Source organism: Rhodococcus sp. 05-2255-3B1, from assembly GCF_002258545.1.
Classification (GTDB): Bacteria; Actinomycetota; Actinomycetes; order Mycobacteriales; family Mycobacteriaceae; genus Rhodococcoides.
Map to the genome: position 1 here is coordinate 57,725 of NZ_NOZC01000018.1, position 20,924 is coordinate 78,648.

General features: G+C 65.4%; 20 protein-coding genes. 5 read left to right on the plus strand and 15 right to left on the minus strand.

The features are described from left to right. Positions 1-11 precede the first annotated feature (11 nt). Positions 12-1,118: an ABC transporter ATP-binding protein gene (locus tag CH249_RS10730; RefSeq protein ID WP_032396682.1), complete on the plus strand. Its 1,107-nt coding sequence runs from the start codon at positions 12-14 to the stop codon at positions 1,116-1,118. Here CH249_RS10730 and CH249_RS10735 read toward each other — a convergent pair. Beyond that, positions 1,115-1,615 carry a DUF3995 domain-containing protein gene (locus CH249_RS10735; protein ID WP_218828437.1) on the minus strand — a complete coding sequence of 167 codons (501 nt, stop codon included), beginning with the start codon at positions 1,613-1,615 and terminating at the stop codon, positions 1,115-1,117. The genes CH249_RS10730 and CH249_RS10735 overlap by 4 nt on opposite strands. Before the next feature lie 50 nt (positions 1,616-1,665). Between CH249_RS10735 and CH249_RS10740 the strand changes: the two genes are divergently transcribed. Beyond that, positions 1,666-3,381, plus strand: a complete 1,716-nt coding sequence (locus tag CH249_RS10740; protein ID WP_373453552.1) for an AMP-binding protein — start codon at positions 1,666-1,668, stop codon at positions 3,379-3,381. 68 nt (positions 3,382-3,449) lie between these two features. On the opposite strand, the gene CH249_RS10745 is transcribed toward CH249_RS10740, so the two are convergent. The 3 genes from CH249_RS10745 to CH249_RS10755 form a co-directional block, all read right to left on the minus strand. After that, on the minus strand, positions 3,450-4,235 hold the full coding sequence (locus CH249_RS10745; RefSeq protein ID WP_094683516.1) for an alpha/beta fold hydrolase: 786 nt from the start codon (positions 4,233-4,235) through the stop codon (positions 3,450-3,452). 95 nt (positions 4,236-4,330) lie between these two features. Beyond that, entirely contained in the window at positions 4,331-5,947 is a 1,617-nt protein-coding gene (locus CH249_RS10750; protein WP_094683398.1) for an ABC-F family ATP-binding cassette domain-containing protein, read from the minus strand. A 133-nt stretch (positions 5,948-6,080) separates the two neighbouring features. Next, positions 6,081-6,626, minus strand: a complete 546-nt coding sequence (locus tag CH249_RS10755; protein ID WP_094646074.1) for a hypothetical protein — start codon at positions 6,624-6,626, stop codon at positions 6,081-6,083. 90 nt (positions 6,627-6,716) lie between these two features. On the opposite strand from CH249_RS10755, the gene CH249_RS10760 reads away from it, so the two are divergent. From CH249_RS10760 to CH249_RS10770, 3 genes are all read left to right on the plus strand, one after another. Beyond that, on the plus strand, positions 6,717-8,546 hold the full coding sequence (locus CH249_RS10760) for a penicillin-binding transpeptidase domain-containing protein (protein ID WP_094683399.1): 1,830 nt from the start codon (positions 6,717-6,719) through the stop codon (positions 8,544-8,546). Positions 8,547-8,641: 95 nt separating this feature from the next. Then, on the plus strand, positions 8,642-10,303 hold the full coding sequence (locus tag CH249_RS10765) for an NTF2-like N-terminal transpeptidase domain-containing protein (protein WP_179273297.1): 1,662 nt from the start codon (positions 8,642-8,644) through the stop codon (positions 10,301-10,303). Positions 10,304-10,347: 44 nt separating this feature from the next. Beyond that, complete coding sequence (locus CH249_RS10770; protein WP_094683400.1) at positions 10,348-11,094, plus strand: sulfite exporter TauE/SafE family protein; 747 nt, start codon at positions 10,348-10,350, stop codon at positions 11,092-11,094. A gap of 75 nt (positions 11,095-11,169) precedes the next feature. Here the strand turns inward: CH249_RS10770 and CH249_RS10775 are convergent, their stop codons facing one another. The 11 genes from CH249_RS10775 to CH249_RS10825 all read right to left on the minus strand — a co-directional run bounded on the left by CH249_RS10775 (position 11,170) and on the right by CH249_RS10825 (position 20,848). Further along, a complete protein-coding gene (locus CH249_RS10775; protein WP_179273296.1) occupies positions 11,170-12,582 on the minus strand; it encodes an FAD-dependent oxidoreductase in 1,413 nt (470 codons plus the stop codon). Further along, positions 12,483-13,538 carry an ArsO family NAD(P)H-dependent flavin-containing monooxygenase gene (locus CH249_RS10780; protein ID WP_094683402.1) on the minus strand — a complete coding sequence of 352 codons (1,056 nt, stop codon included), beginning with the start codon at positions 13,536-13,538 and terminating at the stop codon, positions 12,483-12,485. Before CH249_RS10780 ends, CH249_RS10775 begins: the two co-directional genes overlap by 100 nt. 5 nt (positions 13,539-13,543) lie before the next feature. Then, on the minus strand, positions 13,544-13,960 hold the full coding sequence (locus tag CH249_RS10785) for a low molecular weight phosphatase family protein (RefSeq protein ID WP_094683403.1): 417 nt from the start codon (positions 13,958-13,960) through the stop codon (positions 13,544-13,546). After that, positions 13,957-14,379: an arsenate reductase ArsC gene (locus CH249_RS10790; RefSeq protein WP_094646068.1), complete on the minus strand. Its 423-nt coding sequence runs from the start codon at positions 14,377-14,379 to the stop codon at positions 13,957-13,959. The genes CH249_RS10785 and CH249_RS10790 overlap by 4 nt, the downstream gene beginning before the upstream one ends. Then, positions 14,379-15,467: an ACR3 family arsenite efflux transporter gene (gene arsB, locus CH249_RS10795; RefSeq protein ID WP_094683404.1), complete on the minus strand. Its 1,089-nt coding sequence runs from the start codon at positions 15,465-15,467 to the stop codon at positions 14,379-14,381. Before arsB ends, CH249_RS10790 begins: the two co-directional genes overlap by 1 nt. Continuing rightward, positions 15,464-15,826 carry a helix-turn-helix transcriptional regulator gene (locus CH249_RS10800; RefSeq protein ID WP_094683405.1) on the minus strand — a complete coding sequence of 121 codons (363 nt, stop codon included), beginning with the start codon at positions 15,824-15,826 and terminating at the stop codon, positions 15,464-15,466. Before CH249_RS10800 ends, arsB begins: the two co-directional genes overlap by 4 nt. A gap of 31 nt (positions 15,827-15,857) precedes the next feature. Next, entirely contained in the window at positions 15,858-17,042 is a 1,185-nt protein-coding gene (locus CH249_RS10805; protein ID WP_094683518.1) for an APC family permease, read from the minus strand. Positions 17,043-17,157: 115 nt separating this feature from the next. Then, positions 17,158-18,255, minus strand: a complete 1,098-nt coding sequence (locus CH249_RS10810) for a serine hydrolase (RefSeq protein WP_218828436.1) — start codon at positions 18,253-18,255, stop codon at positions 17,158-17,160. 43 nt (positions 18,256-18,298) lie between these two features. Beyond that, the gene (gene nhaA / locus CH249_RS10815; protein WP_094683407.1) at positions 18,299-19,615 is read right to left on the minus strand and encodes a Na+/H+ antiporter NhaA; all 1,317 of its coding nucleotides are present in this window, start codon (positions 19,613-19,615) and stop codon (positions 18,299-18,301) included. A 150-nt stretch (positions 19,616-19,765) separates the two neighbouring features. Further along, on the minus strand, positions 19,766-20,149 hold the full coding sequence (locus tag CH249_RS10820) for a DUF3054 domain-containing protein (RefSeq protein ID WP_176459091.1): 384 nt from the start codon (positions 20,147-20,149) through the stop codon (positions 19,766-19,768). Between the two features lie 147 nt (positions 20,150-20,296). Continuing rightward, positions 20,297-20,848 (minus strand): YceI family protein, encoded by a 552-nt coding sequence (locus tag CH249_RS10825; RefSeq protein WP_045197294.1) that lies wholly within the window; start codon positions 20,846-20,848, stop codon positions 20,297-20,299. Positions 20,849-20,924: the final 76 nt, after the last annotated feature.

Sequence of the window (20,924 nt, forward strand, 5' to 3'; positions counted from 1 at the left end):
GAGAAAGTCTCATGGCTGCAATCAAGTACAAGAAGGCATCCTGCGTCTACGAAGGTGCCGATTCGCTCGCCGTCGATTCCCTCGACCTCGAGATCGAGGACGGCGAGTTCGTCGTCCTGGTCGGACCGTCCGGCTCCGGCAAGTCCACCGCCCTGCGCATGCTCGCCGGTCTCGAGGAGATCGACGGTGGCGCAATCGAAATCGGCGGCAAGAACATGGTGGGCGTTCCGTCCAAGGACCGCGACATCGCCATGGTCTTCCAGAACTACGCGCTCTACCCCAACAAGACCGTCGGGGAGAACATGGGCTTCGCGCTCAAGATGCGCGGAGTGAGCCTCGAGAAGCGTCAGGCACGCGTCGCGGAAGCGGCCCGTCTGCTCGATCTCACCGAGTACCTCGACCGCAAGCCCGGCAAGCTCTCGGGCGGCCAGCGTCAGCGAGTTGCCATGGGCCGCGCCATCGTTCGCGAACCGCAGGTGTTCTGCATGGACGAGCCGCTGTCCAACCTCGACGCCAAGCTACGGGTGCAGACGCGTACGCAGATCGCGGCGCTGCAGCGCAGACTCGGCACCACGACGGTCTACGTCACCCACGATCAGGTCGAGGCCATGACGATGGGCGATCGCGTCGCCGTCCTGCGCGGCGGCAAACTGCAGCAGTTCGCCTCTCCCACAGACCTGTACGACAACCCCGTCAATGCGTTCGTCGCAGGATTCATCGGCTCCCCGGCAATGAACCTGATGACGGTACCCATCGGCTCGGGCGGCGTGCAGATCGGCAAGTTCCTGCTCCCGCTCGAGCGCGACGAACTGACCAAGCTCGCGAGCCTGGGAATCGACGAGGTCACCATCGGAATGCGGCCCGAGAATCTCGGCATCGTGCACGGTGGCGGTGAAGGATTCGAAGGAAAGGTCGATCTCATCGAGGAGTTGGGCAGCGAGTCCTACGTCTACGCACACCTCGACGACCCGAAGGTCAAGGGGCTCGACGGGGGACCGGTGTCGTTGGTGGCGCGTTCGGCAGTACGTGCCCCGGCAAGGATCGGCGAGAGCATCGGCCTGACACGCCTCGACGGTGCGATCCACCTCTTCCACCCCGAGACGGGGGAGCGCATCTAACGCGGCTGGTACGCGGTCTTTCGCGCGAGGATCAGTGCCGTCAGAAGCGCGGCACCCCAGAGCAGGAAGATGCCGTCGAAGAACAAGTGCCCGTATTTGACACTTCGATTCTCGTCCGATGCGATCAAGCCGATCACCGCGCCGACGAACGACGCCCCGCCCCAGAGGATCAACAGCACCGAGCCGGGCCAGGAGATGCCGAGGATCAACGACGGCACCCTGGTCCGGTTCTGTGCTGCCAGGCGCGGCCGGTTCATGTACGCCACGGCCGGAAGAATCGCCGCGCCGAGTTTGACCAGCGCGAGCACCAGCAGTGCCGTTCGCGCTGCCGCCGGGTCGCTGTCGACCCACTCCGTGGCGAAGGCACCGACGGTATCGAGCATCCACCGTCCACCTGCGGCCCAATAGCCGGAAAATGCTGCGTGGACTGTCCCCAGTGCACCTGCGATCGCGAAGTATCCGATGGCCACGGTGGTCGAGGCCAGCCGAGTTGCCACCCCCGTTCAGGGGTAGCGAGCAATTGATCATCTCACCTACCGTGACGGTGATGGGCATCACACGCGCAGGAGGAAACATGGCCGAATCGGCATACACGGCATTCAGGAACGCTCGCGATCTACTGCTCGACGCCTACGGCGAGTACGACCGCGCCGTCGACACTTTCGAGTGGCCGTCGTTCGGTGAGACGTTCAACTGGGCGATCGATTGGTTCGACGCGATCGCACGAGGCAACGACGGCACCGCGCTGTGGATAGTCGAGGAGGACGGCAGCGAGGCCAAGTACAGCTTCGACGACATCGCTCGTCGCTCCGACCAGGTTGCCCGGTGGCTCGAACAGCAGGGAATCGGCCGCGGTGACTCGGTGATCCTGATGCTCGGCAATCAGGTGGAGTTGTGGGAAGCGATGCTCGCGGTCATGAAGCTGGGCGCTGTGTTGATGCCGACCACCACGGCCATCGGATCCTCGGACCTGACCGACCGCGTGGTACGCGGCAATGCGCGAGCAGTGATCGTGAACCCCTCGGACACCGGCAAATTCGAAGACGTCCCCGGCGACTACCTGCGTATCGCCACCTCCGCCTCCGACGGTTGGGTCGACTATTCCGGGGCCCGTGATGTCGAAGCTCTATCGTTCGAGTCGGTGACCGCTCCCACCGACCGACTGCTGATGTACTTCACCTCCGGCACCACCAGCAAGCCCAAACTCGTCGAGCACACTCAGATCTCCTATCCCGTAGGGCATCTGAGCACCATGTACTTCCTCGGGCTGCGCCCGGGAGACGTGCACCTGAACATCAGCTCCCCGGGGTGGGCCAAGCACGCGTGGAGTTGCTTCTTCGCCCCGTGGATCGCCGAGGCGACCATCTTCATCTACAACTACGGCAAGTTCGACGCGAAAGCACTGCTCGAGCAGATCCGGCGCGCCGAGGTGACGACGTTCTGCGCACCACCGACCGTGTGGCGCATGCTGATTCAGGCCGATCTCGCCGGCGGCGGCGGCTCGCTCCGCGAGGCGATCGGAGCCGGTGAACCGCTCAATCCCGAGGTGATCTCGCGGGTCCAGCAGGAGTGGGGCCTGAGTATCCGCGACGGGTTCGGGCAGACGGAAACCACTGCACTGGTGGCCAACACGCCCGGTGCGGTACTCAAGTCCGGCTCCATGGGTAGGCCGTTGCCGGGCGTCCCGGTGGTGATCGTCGACCCCACCACCGGCGAACTCGCCGACGAGGGCGAGATCTGCCTCGACCTGGCCCAGCACCCGTTCAACCTGATGACCGGCTACCTCGGTGACCCCGAACGCAATGCCGCCGTCATGGCCGACGGTTACTACCACACCGGCGACGTCGCATCACGGGACTCCGAGGGGTACATCACCTACGTCGGCCGCACCGATGACGTGTTCAAGGCCTCGGATTACAAGATCTCCCCGTTCGAGCTCGAAAGCGTACTCATCGAACACCCCGCCGTTGCCGAGGCAGCAGTGGTGCCCGCCCCCGACGAGACGCGACTGGCCGTTCCCAAGGCATACGTGGCATTGGCGTCGGGCTGGGAACCCAACGAGGACACCGCATTCGAGATCTTGAAATACGCACGCGAGCACCTGGCTCCGTTCCTGCGCGTGCGTCGCATCGAATTCTTCGAGCTACCGAAAACGATCTCCGGCAAGATCCGCCGTGTGGAATTGCGCGCTCGTGAGGATGCGGCCGTGGGTCCGCTGGAGACCGAGTGGCGCGACGACCAGTTTCCTGCGCTGAAGAGGTGATGTGACTGTCCACAATTTGCCTGCGGAGACGGGATCCCGATTCTCGAGGCGAATTGTGGACGCTCAGGTCACCTGCCCCAGAACCGTTCGAGGACGCCGAGCACTTCTGCGGAGGCCGCCATCGTCGTCGCATGATCGAATCCGCGGATGACATGCAATTCGGAGTTCGGTACCAACGCTGCGGCAGCGCGCGTGTCGTCGAGCCGGGTGCCGTCCTGCGAGCCGACGTAGAACAGCGACGGCCGGGTGAAGTGCTGCAGCGTCTCGTCCGGTAGTCCGGGATCGGCGTCATTGGCTCGGATGTACGCGGCCATTGCCTGAGCGTCGTTGGCGGAGAACACCGCTCGCGTACCGGGATCGATCGGGAACATGCGGTGGTTGTTCCACGCCTCGAGGAACCCGTCCATGCCACTGTGCTCCAACACATCCGCGCATCCCGGGAAGAACAGGCGATCGAACGCTCCGGCCTGAGCGCCATGACTACCGCCGCCCACGGCCAGTGATCGCACTCGTTCGGGCCTCGCCGCGGTCAACGCCAAGCCCGCCCGGGCCCCGAACGAATAGCCGAGATAGTCGACGGTGTCGACACCCACTGCGTCGAGCACCGCAGTCAGATCGCCGACGATGATGCTCATCGCATACGCGTCGGGAGTATGGGGCTTGTCGCTGCGGCCGTGCCCGCGACTGTCGATCAGAATCAACTGCCGACTGCCGCGCAGCGCCTTCACATACCCGAACGTCCGCCAGATCGTGTGCGTCAGAAAACTGCCGTGCACCATCAACAGGGGTGGGCCTGACCCCACCACCGTGTACGCAATCCGTGTCCCATCGTCTGCATTCGAGGCGTACTCCACCCCGCGATTCTTGCCCACTGCGCCTGTGGGTCGCTCCGCAGGCTCCACTCCGGTCCACTCAATGTGACATTGACCCCCGAAAAGGCCACTGAACGTCACATTGACTCCTCACGGGTGGGCGCTTCTCTGGTGGGCGCTTCTTCGGGTGACTCGACGGTCGGGGTGAGGTCGATGGTGCGGGTCGGGCCGATGGCGTCGAGGAACGGTCGATCGTGGCTTGCGACGATCAGTGCACCTTCGAATGTCTCGAGTGCGTCGATGAGGTGTTGTCGGCTGGTGATGTCGAGGTTGTTGGTTGGCTCGTCGAGCATCAGTAGTTTCGGAGCGGGCTCTGCCAGCAGAATTCGTGCCAGTGCGGCGCGCAGTCGCTCTCCTCCGGAGAGGGTCGCGACGACGGCGTCGGCGTCGGATCCGCGGAACAGGAAGCGCGCGAGTTGGCCTCGGATTCGTTCGGCGGTGGCCTGTAGCGCGACGTCTGCGACGTTGTCGGCGACGGTGCGAGTCTCGTCGAAGATGTCGAGTCGCTGCGGTAGGTACTTCCACGGAACCTCGGCTCCGGTGGCGTCCAGAGCCCGTAGCAGTGTGGTCTTGCCGCTGCCGTTCGGCCCGACCAGAGCGATGCGTTCGGGACCGACGACAGTGAGCTCCTCGTGGGTCAGAACGACCTGTCCGGGATGAACTCTCGTTGCCGGGAGGTCGACGCGTATCTCGCGGTCGTCACGCACGAGCTCCTCGGCGGCCGAGAGCGACGATCTGGCGTCGTCGACGCGATCGGTGTGGGTACCGCGTAGCTTTCCGGCCGATTCCTGTGCGGCGCGTTTTCGCGCACCCATGATGATCTTGGGTTCGCGCTTCTGCTCTTCCATCTTCTTGCCGTACCGCAGACGGCGGTCGAGTTTGATTCGGGTGTCGATCAATTCGCGTTCCTGCTTGCGGACGTCGTTCTTCGCGTCGCGGACCGTTGCCCGCGCCGCCTCCTGTTCGGCGTCGATCACCGAGCGATAGTGCCGGTAGTTGCCGCCGAACATGCGCAGCCGCGAGACTCCACTGCGCTCTGCCCGCACCTCGGCGATGGAGTCGACGCGTTCGAGCAGTTCGAGGTCGTGAGTGCACACGATCAGCACACCCGAATACCCGTCGACCGCTGTGTACAACCGTTGTCGCGCAAACCGATCGAGGTTGTTGGTCGGTTCGTCCAGCAGTAGTACGTCGGGCTCGGCCAGTAGCTCCGCGGTGAGAGCGAGCAGCGTGGCCTCGCCGCCCGACAGGGTGCCGATTCGGCGATCCAGGTCGTGGAGGGACTCGACGACGCTGCCGAGGCCGAGCTTGTCCAGCAACGCCAGAGCGCGTTCCTCGATGTCCCAGGCCGACCCGACGACTGCGAAGTCTTCCTCGTCGGCGGAACCGGATTCGATGCGATGCAATGCTTCTCGCACCGAATCGATGGCCAGTACCCGATCCACGGGTAGATCGGGGTCCAGTGTGATGTCCTGTCGCAGGTAGCCCAAGACGCCCGGCATCGTGATGGAACCTCGTTGCGGTACCAATTCCCCGGCGAGCAACCTCAGTAAGGTCGACTTCCCCGCGCCGTTGGAACCGACGAGACCTGTTGTGCCGCTGGTAAAGATGGCCGACAAGGCGTCGAACACGGGGTCGCCGTCGGGCCAGGAGAACGTCAGGTTCGAGACAGAAAGGGAGGATGAGTGAGGCATGGGCGCTCCAAAGGTGTGCATGCGGACGATCTGCAGGCGTCTAGGACCTTTGGAAGAGCAATGGCCTCTCCGAATCTGTGGGCAGCAGGGCAGGACCCACGCTAACCCCGAACCCCGCGAGCGCGCAATCGAATTAGATCGTCGGACCCTTCTTGCGTAGATCGTCGACCGTCTCCATGGCGCCGCGGAGCTCGTCCAACCACTCCTGGGTGTGTTCTCCGACCAGCTTGACGGCCCACGCGAGGGCGTCCGCGCGGGAGCGAGCGACGCCGGCGTCGACGAGGGTGTCCAGGACGCGACGCTCGGGCTGACGCAGGCGGGTCATGACCGGTACCGCGAGGTGGGTGAACAGGACCACGTCGGATCCGGTCCTCACACCCCAGGCGACCTTGCGTCCGTATCGCTTCTCGGCCTCGGCGGCGATCTGCATGCGGTCGCCGCGGGTCGTTTCTCGGAACCGTGCGATGCGACCCTCGTTGGTGGCCGGTGAAGTGTCCGGCTCTGCAGGCAATGTTCCGACGACGACGATCTCCTCTCGGTCGACCTCGACCGAGGCGGCACCGTCGAACCAGGTGTCCGGGAGTCGGCCACCGAACCAGTCGGCGGCGTCGGTGGCGTCCGGAATGTCTGCGTGCTGCCAGCCGCCGGGGCGGCCGAACGAGCGTCCGTTGGGTTTCATGAGAACTCCTTCGGTTGTGTTGTAAGACTGATTACATAATTACACCTCCTTCGAGATCGTGCCACCAGTGTTTCGCGTACGCACTGGGGCATGATCGACCCCGTGCGCACTTCGAGAAGACCCACGACTCTGGCCGCGATCGTGTCCGTACTGGCATTGGTGCTCGCCGCCTGCGGTCAGAGTGGGCCCGATCAGCCGCAGACTGTCGCCGAGCAGTTCGCCGCCGCGGTCAACAGTGCGAACATCGACCAGGCGGCTGCGTTGACCACCGATCCGGCCGGCGCGACGGCAGCCCTCACCGAGCTGTACGACGGGCTTTCGGCAGGCGGAACGGTGACGGCAACTCCCGATTTCGAGGCCACCGACGCCAACGCCGATACCGGCACGTTCACGTTGAATGCCGGTTGGCGCTTCTCGACGACCACCGACGGCACCGCCGAACCCGACGGCGAGCCGAAGGAATGGAACTACACGACCTCGGCGACCGCGGCGGAGACCGAGCAGGGTTGGAAGATCACGTGGGATCCGGCGATGTTGGTGCCGGGCCTGACGGCCGACTCGTCGGTGCGCTTCACACCGACCGACGCGCTCGTCGCGCCGCGCATCTTCGACGGCAACGGCGTCGAGCTGATGTCGCAGCAGGTGGTCACCCTGGTCAACGTCGATGCGACGGCCGATCCCGTGGCTGTCGCGAACCTCGTCGGATCCGTCGTCCCGGGTATCACCGCCGAGTACGTCACCTCGACTGTGGCTGCAGCGCAGGGGAATTCGGCCACCATCGTATTGCTTCGTCAGGCGGACATCGACCCCATCGGTGCTCAGCTCGCGACCGTTCCCGGAGTCACCCTGGCCCCGCAGACGCGGTTGCTCGCCACCGACCGCAACCTGGTGTCGCCGGTCCTCAACGACCTCACGACGCTGTGGGAGCAGGAGCAGGCGGCCAATCGTGGATGGGCTGTACAGGCTGTTGCAGCGGACGGCACCGTCACTCCGCTGGCGGGACGCGATGCCGGAACCGGCGACGATATTGCGACCACCCTGGATTCGGCACTGCAACTCAAAGCCGAGAATGCCCTTGCGTCGCTGCCGCAGCAGGCGGCCATCGTCGCGCTTCGGCCGTCGACGGGGGCGGTTCTGGCAGTGGCGCAGAATGCCGCCGCCGATGCCGAGGGCCCGATCGCGCTGACCGGCCTGTACCCGCCGGGGTCGACGTTCAAGACGGTGACCACCTCGGCTGCACTGCAGTCCGGTGCCGTCACCCCCGATACCGTGCTGCCGTGCCCGGCGACGGAGAACATCGAAGGCAGGCAGATCCCGAACGACGACAACTTCGATCTCGGCGACGTGCCGCTCCACACCGCCTTCGCCAAGTCCTGCAACACGACGATGGGCCGCCTCGGTGTGGCACTCCCGCCGAACGGACTGACCGACGCGGCCGCGCAGTACGGCCTCGGCGTCGACTACGTCACCCCCGGTCTGACGACCGTCACCGGCTCGGTCCCGTCGGCCGACACCCCGGCGCAGCGCGTGGAGTCCGCCATCGGTCAGGGGCAGGTGACCGCGTCGCCGTTCGGAATGGCGCTGGTCGCGTCGTCGATCGCGAACAACGGATTGCTGCCGCCGACGGTCGTCGTCGGAGAGCCGGGCGTGGGCAACATGCAGCCGGCAGCGGTGAACCTGCAGGTCACCGAGCAGATCAAGACCATGATGCGCGAGACGATCACCGGCGGCACAGCGACGGCTCTCAATGACATCCCCGGGTTGCTCGGCAAGACCGGCACCGCGGAGTTCGGTGCCAACAACGAAGGCGCCCACGGTTGGTTCGTCGGGATCTCGGGCGATCTCGCGTTCGCGGTGTTCGTGAACGACGCGGGCAGTTCGGGCCCGGCCATCGAGGCTGCGGGTCGTTTTCTGCGGTGAATCGGCTGCGGCCGAGTCTCAATCGTGACCGGCTCGTATGAATCCCGTGCTTGTTACTCGTGTGACTACAGTGAATATTGTGACTCATGAGTTCTATGAGTCGTGCCCGTCGTGGCCCGCGCAAGGTCCGCGGTCGCTACCTCGTCGCCGTTGCAGCATCGGCGACGTTGACGGTCTCGGCAGTGTTCTGGATGGTCGATCGCCCGCCGAGCGAGGCCGAGGTGCTGGTCTCGAAGTTCGTCGACGCCCTGGACAACCGCGATGTCGCGGCCGCTGCCGCGATGACGACCTACCCGAACGCCGCGACGGCCGCGCTGAACCAGATGTTCGACGGCTTGTCGGCCGGTGGCACGTCCACCGGTGACTTCGACCTGACCCAGTACATGGACCTCTCGGACGAGAGTGGATTCTTCACCCTGGCGACCGCCTGGAACTTCGGTGAGGGCAAGGACTGGAAGTACAGCGCACAGGGCTCGACCAAGAAGCTCAGCGTGGGTTGGCGCATCGCGTGGGATCCGGCCACCCTCGTCCCCGACCTCACCTCGGGCGGATCGGTCCGCTACACCCGGACCGACGCCGCCCCGCCGCTGATCTTCGACGCCGCGAACAACGTGCTGATGAGCGAGCGCACCATCAACGCCATCTCCCTCGACCCGGCGCAGATGAGCGATCCGGCCACGTCCACGGCGCAACTAGCGGATGTCATCGACGTCGTCGCCCCGCTCATCACCTCCGAATCGATGCTGGCCGAACTGAATTCGGCCGGCGGCGCACCGATCACCGCCGTGACCTTGCGTGACGACGACTTCGCCGTCCTCGAAGACGACCTGCGCGCCGTGCCGGGCGTCGTGGTCTCGCCGCAACCCAAACTGATCGTCGACGATCGTCGGATCACCTCTCCCGTGCTGGATTCGCTGCGCGCCGCATGGCAGGAAGGACGCGACGCCACCGCAGGCTGGGCCGTCGACACCTACACCGTCGACGGAACGGGCGAACGCCGCGTCGGATTCCAAGGACCGGGCGGGCCGGACCTGCACGCGACACTCGATCCGCGCATCCAGTTGGCAGCCGAGAATGCGGTCGTCATGGCGGGATCGTCGGCGTCGATCGTCGCCGTGTCCACCTCGACCGGCGCGATTCTCGCTGCGGCACAGAACAGTTACGCCAACGAGCAGGGCGACGTGGTGTTCGGGGGCTCCTACCCGGCAGGAACCGCGTCTGAGCTCGTGCGGGCCGTGCAGTCCGATCGCGGCGACGACAGTGCCGAAGACGCAGCTGCCGGCTTGGGACTCGGTATCAACTACTCGATGCCGGGACTCGACGCCCACACAGGATCTCCCGCCGCCAGCCGCAGTGCGATCGACGGCATCAGGACCGTGTCCACTGCCTCCGGTGACGAGGCGACCGTGACTCCGTTCGGACTCGCGCAGATGGCAGCCGCGATCTCTCGGGGCAGCGCTCCGACTCCGACGATCGTCGCGGGGCAGACCGCAGTCGCCGATCGAGAGTCCAAGGCAATGGGGTCGGATGCGGTAAACCGGTTGCGCGGCATACTCGCCGACTCGTCGAGCAGTAGCGGTCTCGACACGTTCGACGGTGTGCAGGGATTCGCCGGGGACAGTGGCGACGACCGCTTCGTCCTCGCCACCAGTGGTGACGTCGCATTCGCGGTGTACATCGAGGACGCGGACGGTGGAGACCAGGCAGTGCGGATGACGAGCCGGTTGCTGCAGGAGATGGCGAACCCCGTCGAATGAGCCTGAGGTTCAGGCCAGATAGTTAGGCGCGGTAGTTTCATTTGGTGACTGTGCTCGATTTCGGACTTCTGGTGGTGGCCGGGTTCTTCGCCGGGCTCATCGGGTTCGTCACCGGGCTCGCATCGCTCGTGTCCTACCCTGCTCTGCTCGCAGTGGGTTTGCCTGCGGTATCGGCGAACGTGACGAACACTGTTGCGTTGGTCGCGGCCGGTGTCGGAGCGACGGTGAGCTCCTCGGCCGAGCTGGCCAAGGACGGTAAGCAGTTGGTTCGCTACGCGATCTACTCGGCGCTGGGCGGCATCACGGGTGCGATTCTGCTGCTCAACACGCCGGACGGTTCGTTCGAGGTGGTCGTGCCGTTCCTGGTCGCTATGGCAGCCATCGCGCTACTGCTGCAGCCGAGTATCCGAAAGCTGTCCGGAGGCAGGCAGTTTCCGACGCTCTATCCGCTGGCGCTGTTCGCGGTCGCGATCTACGGCGGCTACTTCGGGGCCGGGGCCGGGGTCATCTTCCTCGCGCTGGCATTGATCTGCACGGCGGATACGTTCTGGCGCGCAAGCGTTCTGAAGAGCTTCTTCCTCGGTATCGCGAACCTGATTGCCGCGATCATTTTTTCGTTCTCCGGTCAGGTGAACTGGTGGGCTGCGCTCGCGCTGGCGATCGGTTGCTTCGCCGGCGGTGCCTGCGGGCCACCGACGGTCAAGGTGATCTCGCCGATCATTCTGCGTATTGCGGTCGGGATTCTGGGGCTCGGTCTCGCCGGGTGGCTGGGCTACCAGGCCTTCGGCTGAAGCCGTAGGTGAGCTGACCGTCCACAATTCCGGCCGGGCGGTGCGATCCCGCTTCCGAAGCGAAACAGTGGACAGTCAGGTCAGTTGTGCCTCGGCTTCTCGGGGCACGCTGCAGCAACCGCCGGTCGACGGGGCGTCGGGCTCGTCGAACAGGCCCGCGCCGCCGCAGACGCCGGTGTCGGGCAGCGACAGCTCGACCTTTCGTGCGCCCTCGTGGTCGCCGGCGAGTTCGGCCGCGATGCTGCGAACCTGCTCGTATCCGGTCATCGCGAGGAACGTCGGCGCGCGGCCGTAGCTCTTCATGCCCACCAGATACAGGCCCGGCTCGGGCTGGGTGAGTTCCTCGACGCCGTGCGGTGACACCGATCCACACGAATGCAGGTTCGGATCCACCAACTCGGCGACGAACTTCGGTGCCTGCAGGGTGGGGTCGAGGTCGAGACGAACCTCGGACAGCCAGGACAGATCCGGGCGGAACCCGGTCAGTGCGACGACGCGGTCGACGTTCTCGATGCGCGATCCGGTGTCACCGATCAGAGCGAGCCGATCACCCTTCACTGCAACCGTTTCGGTGCGGAAGCCCGAGACCACGGTGAGGAATCCGTCGTCGACCGCCTTCTTGGCGCGCTGACCGAGAGCGCCGCGAGCGGCCAGTTCGTCCGCGTCCCCGCCGCCGAAGACCTCCGCGGTCACGCCTCGACGCACGGCCCAGGTGAGCGTCGTACCGGGCTCTTCCGCGGCGAGTTCGGCGAAGGTGATGATCGCGGTCAGCGCGGAATGGCCGCTGCCGGCGATGACGATGTGCTTGCCTGCGAACGTGGATCGAGTGGCCGGGTCGGTCAGATCGGGGACCCGGTAGTCGATTCTGTCGGCGGAGAACTTCTCGCCGATGGCCGCAAGCCCCTCGCTACCCAGTGGATTCGGTGATCCCCAGGTGCCCGACGCATCGACGACCGCGCGGGCGAGAACGCGTTCCTCGCTGCCGTCGGAATGCCGGATGTGCACCGACAGCGGCTCGGTGTCGCGGCCGGCGTCGACGACGCGGTCGCGGCCGCGGCGGGCTACGCCGACCACCTCGGAGTCGACCCGGACGGCATCGCCGAGAACGGCGGCCAGGGGCGCGAGGTACTGCTCCACCCATTCGCGTCCGGTGGCGTAGGTGTCGCCGTCCGGCGCGGTCCAGCCGGTGGATTCGAGCAGCCGGGCGGCCGCGGGGTCGACGACCTCGGACCACGGGGAGAACAGTCGAACGTGATTCCACTCGGACACTGCCGATCCGGCAGACGGTCCGCGTTCGAGAACGACTACCTGGGAACCGGTTTCGGTCAGATGCGCCGCGGCGGCGAGACCGATGGGCCCTGCGCCGACCACCACTACGGGGTACGTGTTCATGACGGATCCACCTTTCTGCTGTTGACGATGGTGTCCACGGCTGCACGCGCTGTGCGGCCGACACCGATGAGCGTTGCCGACGCCGGGCCGGTCCAGTCGCCGTAGCCGAGAAGAACCACGTTCGGTTCGTCTTGAACATGGTTGCCGTCCAACACGATTCCCGACCCGTCGGCGTGCAGGTGCAGTGGCCGCAGGTGACGGAGAGCAGGGCGGAACCCGGTGCACCAGACGATCGCATCCAGCCGCTCTGTGGTGTGCCCGTCGGTGACACCGTCGGAGGTGAGCGCGGTGAACATCGGCCTGGCATGCAGAACTCCACGATCGCGAGCCTCTCGCACCGGCGGGACCATCACGATGTCTCCCAGACCGGCGACCCCGCCGGAATCCGCCTCGCCCGCAGAAAGAGCGCGAGCTCGATCGCTGGCGACATCGAACAACACTCGGCCGTCCACATCATCGGGGAGAAACCTCGGCTCGCGGTTGGTGAACCACGTGGTGTCGGCGACAGTGGAGATCTCGGCCAGAATCTGCGCAGCCGAGTTCCCTCCACCGACGATGCCCACGCGCTTGCCTGCGAAGGAATCGGGCACGCGGTAGTCAGCGGCATGCAGCTGGGTCCCGCCGAACTCGCGGATGCCCGGGTAGCTCGGCCAGAACGGTCGCGACCACGTTCCGGTGGCATTGACGATCGTTGTGGCGCAGTAGGAGTCACCGTCGGTATCGACTCGATAGCCGTCGGTCGTACGATGCACCGACTTCACCTCGACGGGCCTGCGCACCGGCAACTCGTACTTCTTCTCGTATGCCCGCAGGTAGTCCACGACGTGCGATGCCGGAGGGAACCCGCTCGGCCAGCGTGGCATCGGCCAACCGGGGAGTCTCGAGTACTCGGCAGGCGAGAACAGGTGCAGCGACGGCCAGTAGTCCTGCCAGCAGCCTCCCGCATGCGTCTGGTCGTCGAGGATGACGAAGTCCAGCCCGGCTCGTCGCAGGTAGTAACCGGCGGCCAGTCCTGCCTGACCGCCGCCGATCACCACCACCTCCGAATTCATTCGAGTCAACCGTCGGTGCCGCGCAATCGGGACGCGAGTTCCTCGACTCGAGCGGCGATCTCGTCGCGCACCAGACGCATCCGTTCGATTCCGTCGATACCGCGTTCGGACGGCTCGTCGGTGTTCCAGTTCTCGAACGTCGGACCGTCGACGGGATCGACCTTCGCCTCACTCCCGAGGGTGATCACGTAGTCGATGCGAGACAACAACTTCGGGTCGATCGGCTTCGGCTGTTCACCGGCCAGGTCGACGCCGACTTCGAGGAGCGCCTCGGCCGAGAGTGCATTGACCGTTCCGCTCGGCTTCGTTCCCGCCGAGTGCACCTCCACTGCATCGCCGACGGCCTTGCGCATCAGACCGGCCGCCATCTGAGACTTGCCGCCGTTCTTGACGCAGACGAACAGCACGCTCGGTGTCGTCATGACACCGAACTCTGCTTGGCCGGAACCAGTTCGGCGATCAGGTCTTCGATGCGGCTCCTGATCTCGTCGCGAATCGGCCGGACCGCCTCGACGCCTTTGCCTGCCGGGTCGGCCAGTGCCCAATCGCGGTAGCTCACTCCGGGGAACACCGGGCACGCGTCACCGCAGCCCATAGTGATCACGACGTCGGATGTCTCGACGGCTTCCGGGGTCAGAATCTTCGGGGACTGGGACGAGATGTCGATGCCGACCTCGGCCATGGCCTCGACCGCTGCGGAGTTGACGGTGTCCGCGGGAGCGCTTCCGGCGGAACGCACTTCGACGGCGTCGCCGGCGAGATGAGTCAGAAATCCGGCGGCCATCTGAGATCGGCCGGCGTTGTGAACACAGACGAACAGAACGCTGGGGGTGGCGGACATCAGAATTCCTTCGGGGACGTGGTCGTGGACACGGCGGGGGAGAAGCGTTTGCGCAGTGCGAGCGAGACGTAGACGAGGCCGACCAGCACTGGTACCTCGATGAGTGGTCCGACGACTCCGGCGAGGGCTTGCCCGGATGTCGCCCCGTAGGTCGCGATGGCGACGGCGATCGCCAGCTCGAAGTTGTTGCCTGCTGCGGTGAACGCGAGGGTGGTCGTGCGTTCGTAGCCCAGACCCATCGCGGCACCGAGGGCGTAGCCGCCGCCCCACATCACCGCGAAGTACACGAGCAGTGGCAGCGCGATACGCACCACGTCGAACGGCTGTGACGTGATCTGATCACCCTGCAGCGCAAAGAGAACGACGATGGTGAACAGCAGGCCGTAGAGCGCCCACGGGGCGATCCTGGGGATGAACTTCTCCTCGTACCATTCGCGGCCCTTGGCGCGTTCGCCGAAGAAGCGAGACGCGAATCCCGCTATCAACGGGATTCCGAGGAAGATGAGGACCGACTTGGCGATCTGCCACGGCGACGCCTCGATGGTCGTCTGGTCCAGGCCCAGCCAGCCGGGCAGAACCGAGAGGTAGAACCATCCGAGGACCGCGAACATGAACACCTGGAACACCGAGTTGATCGCGACCAGAACCGCGGCGGCTTCTCGGTCGCCGCAGGCGAGGTCGTTCCAGATGATGACCATCGCGATGCATCGAGCGAGGCCGACGATGATCAGGCCGGTTCGGTATTCGGGCAGGTCGGGAAGGAAAAGCCATGCGAGAGCGAACATCAGGGCCGGACCGAGGACCCAGTTGAGCACCAACGAGCCGACCAGCAGGCGCTTGTCTCCGGTGACGGTATCGAGGCGGTCGTAGCGAACCTTGGCCAGTACCGGGTACATCATGATCAGCAGTCCGATGGCGATCGGAAGTGACACCCCGTCGATCGAGATGGCCGACAGCGTGTCGTTCAGCCCGGGGATCATGCGTCCCAGGAGCAGACCCACGACCATGGCCACGCCGATCCACACGGGCAGGAACCGGTCGAGGGTGGAGAGCTTGCCGACCACGGCAGTATCGGTTTTCGTGCTCATGCCATGACCTCCGTGGACTCTGCAGCGTTCAGTACTGCGGAAAGTTGCTGCAGGGCAGCGGGAATCACCGAGTAGTACACCCAGGTTCCGCGCCGTTCGCAGTCGAGCAGCCCGGCTTCGCGCAACACCTTGAGGTGGTGGGAGATGGTGGGTTGGGAGAGGTCGAATGCGGGGGAGATGTCGCAGACACATGCTTCGCCGCCTGCATGGCTGGCGACGAGGCTGAGCAGTCGCAGTCGGACGGGATCTCCCAGTGCCTTGAACATGCGGGCGAGATCTCCGGCCCAGTCCGCGGTGAGGGGCTCACGGACCAGCGGCGAGCAGCATTCGCCGTCGACGGGAAGGTCCTGATTCGACATCCGTCTATATTGACGTCTACCGAATCAGGCGTCAAGTGAACAGTTGCCGAACCCGAAGGAGGCGGTACCCGACACCGAGCGCGACCACGACGGTTCCGACGACGATGGACGGCACCGGCAACGTGGCGATCAGCACCACGCATCCGATGCTGCCGATGACCTGGAGGGGGCGTGGGTAGCGGCGATGCTCGGCATCCTGGGTGAACGCGCTCAGATTGGCCACCAGGTAGTAGAGCAAGACCCCGAACGACGAGAAGCCGATGGCGTCACGCAGATCCACTGTCAGGACCAGCACGGAGACGATCACAGCCAGGGTGATCTCGGCGCGATGTGGCACCGAGTACCGCGGGTGGACTGCGGCCAGATACGACGGCAGGTCGCGATGGCGGGCCATCGCCAGGGAGGTGCGGCCGATGCCGGCGATCAACGCGAGCAATGCCCCCAGCGCAGCCAGGCCGGCACCGATCCGCATCACCGGCGACGCCCACGAATGTCCCGACGCCACCGCGAGATCGACCAATGGGGCAGACGACGAGGCCAGGAGTTCGGGGCCGAGAACCGTCAACAAGGTCACCGCAACGAGCGTGTACACCAGCAATGCGATACCGAGCGCGGAGACGATGGCGCGTGGGATGGTCCGTTCGGGTCGGACGACCTCCTCGCCGAGGGTCGCGATGCGCGCATAGCCCGCAAAGGCGAAGAACAGCAGTCCCGCCGACTGCAGAATGCCGTACCACCCGTTCTCGGTGAGCGACCCGAGTCCGTCGACGGCGGGAACGGACGAGCCGGTGAGGCCGAGGACCACTGCGATGACGAGGACGGTGAGGACGGCGGTGACCAAGATCTTCGTCAGCACGGCCGTGCGGGTGATGCCGAAGTAGTTCACCGTGGTGAGCGCTGTGATGGCAAGTATCGCAACGAGTTCGGTATAACCGGCAGGTGCGACATAGGCTGCGAACACCAAAGCCATGGCCGCCGAACTCGCGGTCTTACCGATTACGAACGTCCACCCGGCCGCAAAGCCCGGCCACTCGCCGAGCCGCTCACGGCCGTAAACGTACGTGCCGCCCGACGTCGGATACTGCGCGGCCAGCTGGGCCGAGGAGGTGGCGTTGCAGAATGCGACGACCGCAGCGACGGCCAAACCGATGAGCAGGCCCGCCCCTGCGACGGCCGATGCGGGAGCGAACGACGCGAACACCCCGGCCCCGACCATCGAACCGACACCGATGACGACGGCGTCGACGAGACCGAGGCGACGGGCCAGCGGCTGTGTCACGCCCGAACCCGGTTCTTGCTCACGGCGACAACTGTAGGCGCTGCGAATCGACTCAGCGCAGTTCCTGGAACTCCGACAGCAGCGCGAAGGAGGCCTCGCACAATTCGGTCTGCGTCAGCAGGATGCCGATGGTCCCGTCCGGGTCGACGAAGAAGTCGGTGCCCTGCCCGCCGGACCAGCCGTACCGACCGAGATGGTCACCGTCGGTGACGACCGAGACGCCGAATCCCCACCCCGTTCCCGGCCAGAAGCCGGGGTAGAAACTCTCGTCGGTCTTGATCGACGCAGGCACCTGGTCGTGTGTCATGAGCTCCAGGTGCTCGGTCGACACCGACGTCTCGATCGCACGAAGGAAGCGGTGAAAATCGGTCACCGTCGACACCAGCTCGCCGTGACTGACGTCGACAGTGGGCGGTCCCGCGTAGGGCCCGCCTGCGGCGGGTTCGGTTTCGATCAAGGACCCGTTCTCCAACCGGTAGGCCGCCGTGAGGCGGTGGCATCGGTCGGTCGGTACCCACAGCCCGGTGTCGGGCATCTCGAGTGGCGTGAACAGGTCGTCGCGGAGGTGGTCCTGCAGAGACCGGCCGACGATGCGAGAGACGAGGATGCCGAGGATCGCGAAGCCGTGGTGGTAGCGCCACCCGGTACCGGGCTGGAACGCCAGAGGAAGTTCCGCCATGCGTGCCAACCACTCGTCCGCGCCGAGCGGAGACGGCGCGGGGCCTGCTTCGGTGCCGTTGTCCCTCATGGCCCGGGCCAGCGGGGTGTCTCCCATCTGAATTCCGTACCCACTGGTGTTGGTCAGCAAGTGCCGCAACGTGATCGGTCCCTCTCGAGCGACGGTGTCGTCGAGTGCAGCGTCGGGGCGGGTGAGCACCGGCAGGCCGGCGAGTTCGGGAAGCCAGGGCACGACATCGTCGTCCAGCGTCAGTCGGCCCGCCTCCACGAGGCGCAGGGCGGCCACGCTGGTGACGATCTTGGTCATCGACTGAATCCGGACGATGGCGTCGACTGCCATCGGTGGGCCGCCGACCGCCGATGACCCGACCGCGACGGGTTCTGCATCAGGGCCACCCAGTAACGCTGTTGCCCCCGGCATCAGCCCGTCCTCGATGTGCCGGGTCAACAGCTCTCGCACGGTTCCGCTCACGGAACTCATCGTGTCACCGGAGCGGTCGGGATTCCAACGGTCGCTACTTCCGGTTCTGGTACACGTCCGGGATGCCGTCGTGGTCGTCGTCGCGGGTTTCTTCGATGTGGAAGTCCCGGTAGGCCTTGTTGCGGCTGCGCAGGATCACAGCGGCCAACGATGCCGCGATGATCGAACCGGTCAGCACACCGACCTTGACGTGGTCGTCGCGCTCGGTTCCTTCGCCGAAGGCAAGGTCGCCGATCAGCAGCGAGACGGTGAATCCGATACCCGCGAGCATCGAGACGCCCAGGACGTCGAGCCATTTCAGTCCGGCATCCAGTGTGGCCCGAGTGAACCGCGAGACGAGGTAGGTGGTGCCGAAGATGCCGACGGCCTTGCCGATGACGAGGCCGGCGATGATGCCGATGGCGATCGGATCGGTCAGCGCGCTGGCCAGGCCGGAGAATCCGCCGACGGTCACACCGGCCGCACAGAATGCGAACAGGGGAACCGCGATGCCCGCGGAGATGGGCCGAATCTTGTGCTCGAAGTGCTCGGCGAGTCCGGGGCCTGCCTCGGGGCCACCGTTGGCCTTGCTGCGCATCACCGGAACCGCGAAGCCGAGGAGGACACCCGCGACGGTGGCGTGGACACCCGACTCGTGCATCAGTACCCACGTCACGACAGCCAGTGGGATGAGAATCCACCACGAGCGGACGCGCATCTGTACGGCCACGGCGAACAGCGCGAGCGGAATCAGCGTCAGGCCGAGCGCGACGAAGTTGATGTCGTCGGTGTAGAAGATTGCGATGACGCTGACGGCCAGCAGGTCGTCGACCACGGCCAGAGTCAGCAGAAAGGTTCGCAACGCAGTCGGCAGATGGGTGCTGATCACGGCGAGAACGGCGACGGCGAACGCGATGTCGGTTGCCGTCGGGATGGCCCAGCCGAGCAGAGCTCCGTCTCCGGTGCCGAGGTTGATCAGGACGAAAATGACTGCAGGAACTGCCATTCCGCCGACCGCCGCAGCCACCGGTAACGCGGCGCGTGCCGGATCGCGCAGGTCGCCCGCGACGAATTCTCGCTTGAGCTCGAGTCCGACGACGAAGAAGAAGATGGCCAGCAGCCCGTCCGCGGCCCACGTCGAGAGCGTCAGATCGAGATGGAGCGCCGAGGGGCCGACCCGGGTGCTCATCAGCGAGTCGTATGCCGCGGACCAGGGCGAGTTGGCCCAGATCAGTGCGACGAGGGTGGCGACGAGAAGCAGTGCTCCGCCGACGGTCTCCTTGCGAAGGATCTGCGCGACGCGGTCGGCCTCGGACCAGGAGCCGCGGGAGAACAGCGGCAATCGTGTGGGTGGAGTCGATGAATCTGTCACGGTGAGAACGCCTTTCGGTAGCTTCGTCGAGCTGCGAACCGACCGAATGTCAGGCAGTGGGTACGCAGCACAGAGTTGTTGCCGACCAGACTTCCCGGCGCACCGTGGATCATCCTATCGCGCCGAGGCCGTTCTCGACGAACTCTGCAGTCAACGAACGCTCGGCACGAACTTCGCCAGCGCTCGCCAACCCAGCAGCAGAACTGCAGTGGACAGCGTTGCGACGACGATGAACGATCCGGCTGTTCCCTGCCCGGTCACCGCACGCAACACCATGCCCACCGCGACCGTCATCACCCACACGACGATGCCCGTCGGGACGATGAGGAAAGCGTCGAACTTGTTGCGGTACAAGGCGAACGCGATGATCCAGCCGATGGCGGCACCGACGACGAACGGCCAGGCGGTGTGGAACAGGCCGGACAGTGCGGTGGCCTCGGCGTGACTGCGCCGACCGATCGCGGCGAACAGCACGACCATGAGCAGGTCGATGACGGCAGCAACTACTGGGGAACGAAACTTCACGCGCACCACTGTAGACACCGACAGCGAACGGCCCGCACCGACGAATGCGGTGCGGGCCGTTCGGGGGACCACCCGGTGCGGATCGATGTGGGTGTCAGTCGCGTGGACTGCAACGAAGTCGCATTGATCCGGAAGAGGGGGCGAAGCGAGGCGGACTTACGCCTGCAGTCCGGCCTCGATTTCGAGGTTCAGCGTGATCTTGTCGCCGACGACAGCGCCACCGCCTTCGAGGGGCATGTCGATGCTGATGCCGAAGTCCTTGCGGTTGATGACGGTGCTGGCCTCGAAGCCGGCGACCGGTCCGTTGCCCATGCCTGCGTTGACGCCGTTGAACTCGAGCTTGAGATCGATGGAGTTGGTGACGCCGTGGAGGGTGAAGTCGCCCGTGACGACGAAGTCTCCGCCGTCGGCCTTGACCGAGGTGGACTTGAACGTCGCGGTGGGGAACTTCTCGACCTCGAAGAAGTCGGCGGTCTTGAGGTGGCCGTCGCGCTGCTCGTTGTCGGTGGTGATGGACGCGACGTCGATTTCGGCGTCGACCGACGGCGTGCCGTCCTCGGCAACGGTGATGGTGCCGCTGAAGTTCTGGAAACGGCCACGGACCTTGCTGACCACCAGGTGGCGGACGGTGAATCCAACGGTGGAGTGCGCCGGGTCGATGACCCAGGTGCCTGCGGTGAGCTCGGGAAGTGCGATCGCGGTGGTCATGGGGACTCCTAAGGGTTGAAGTTTCAATGCTGATAGTACACAAGCGGACCAGGGTCCGTATATATTCCGAGTGAAC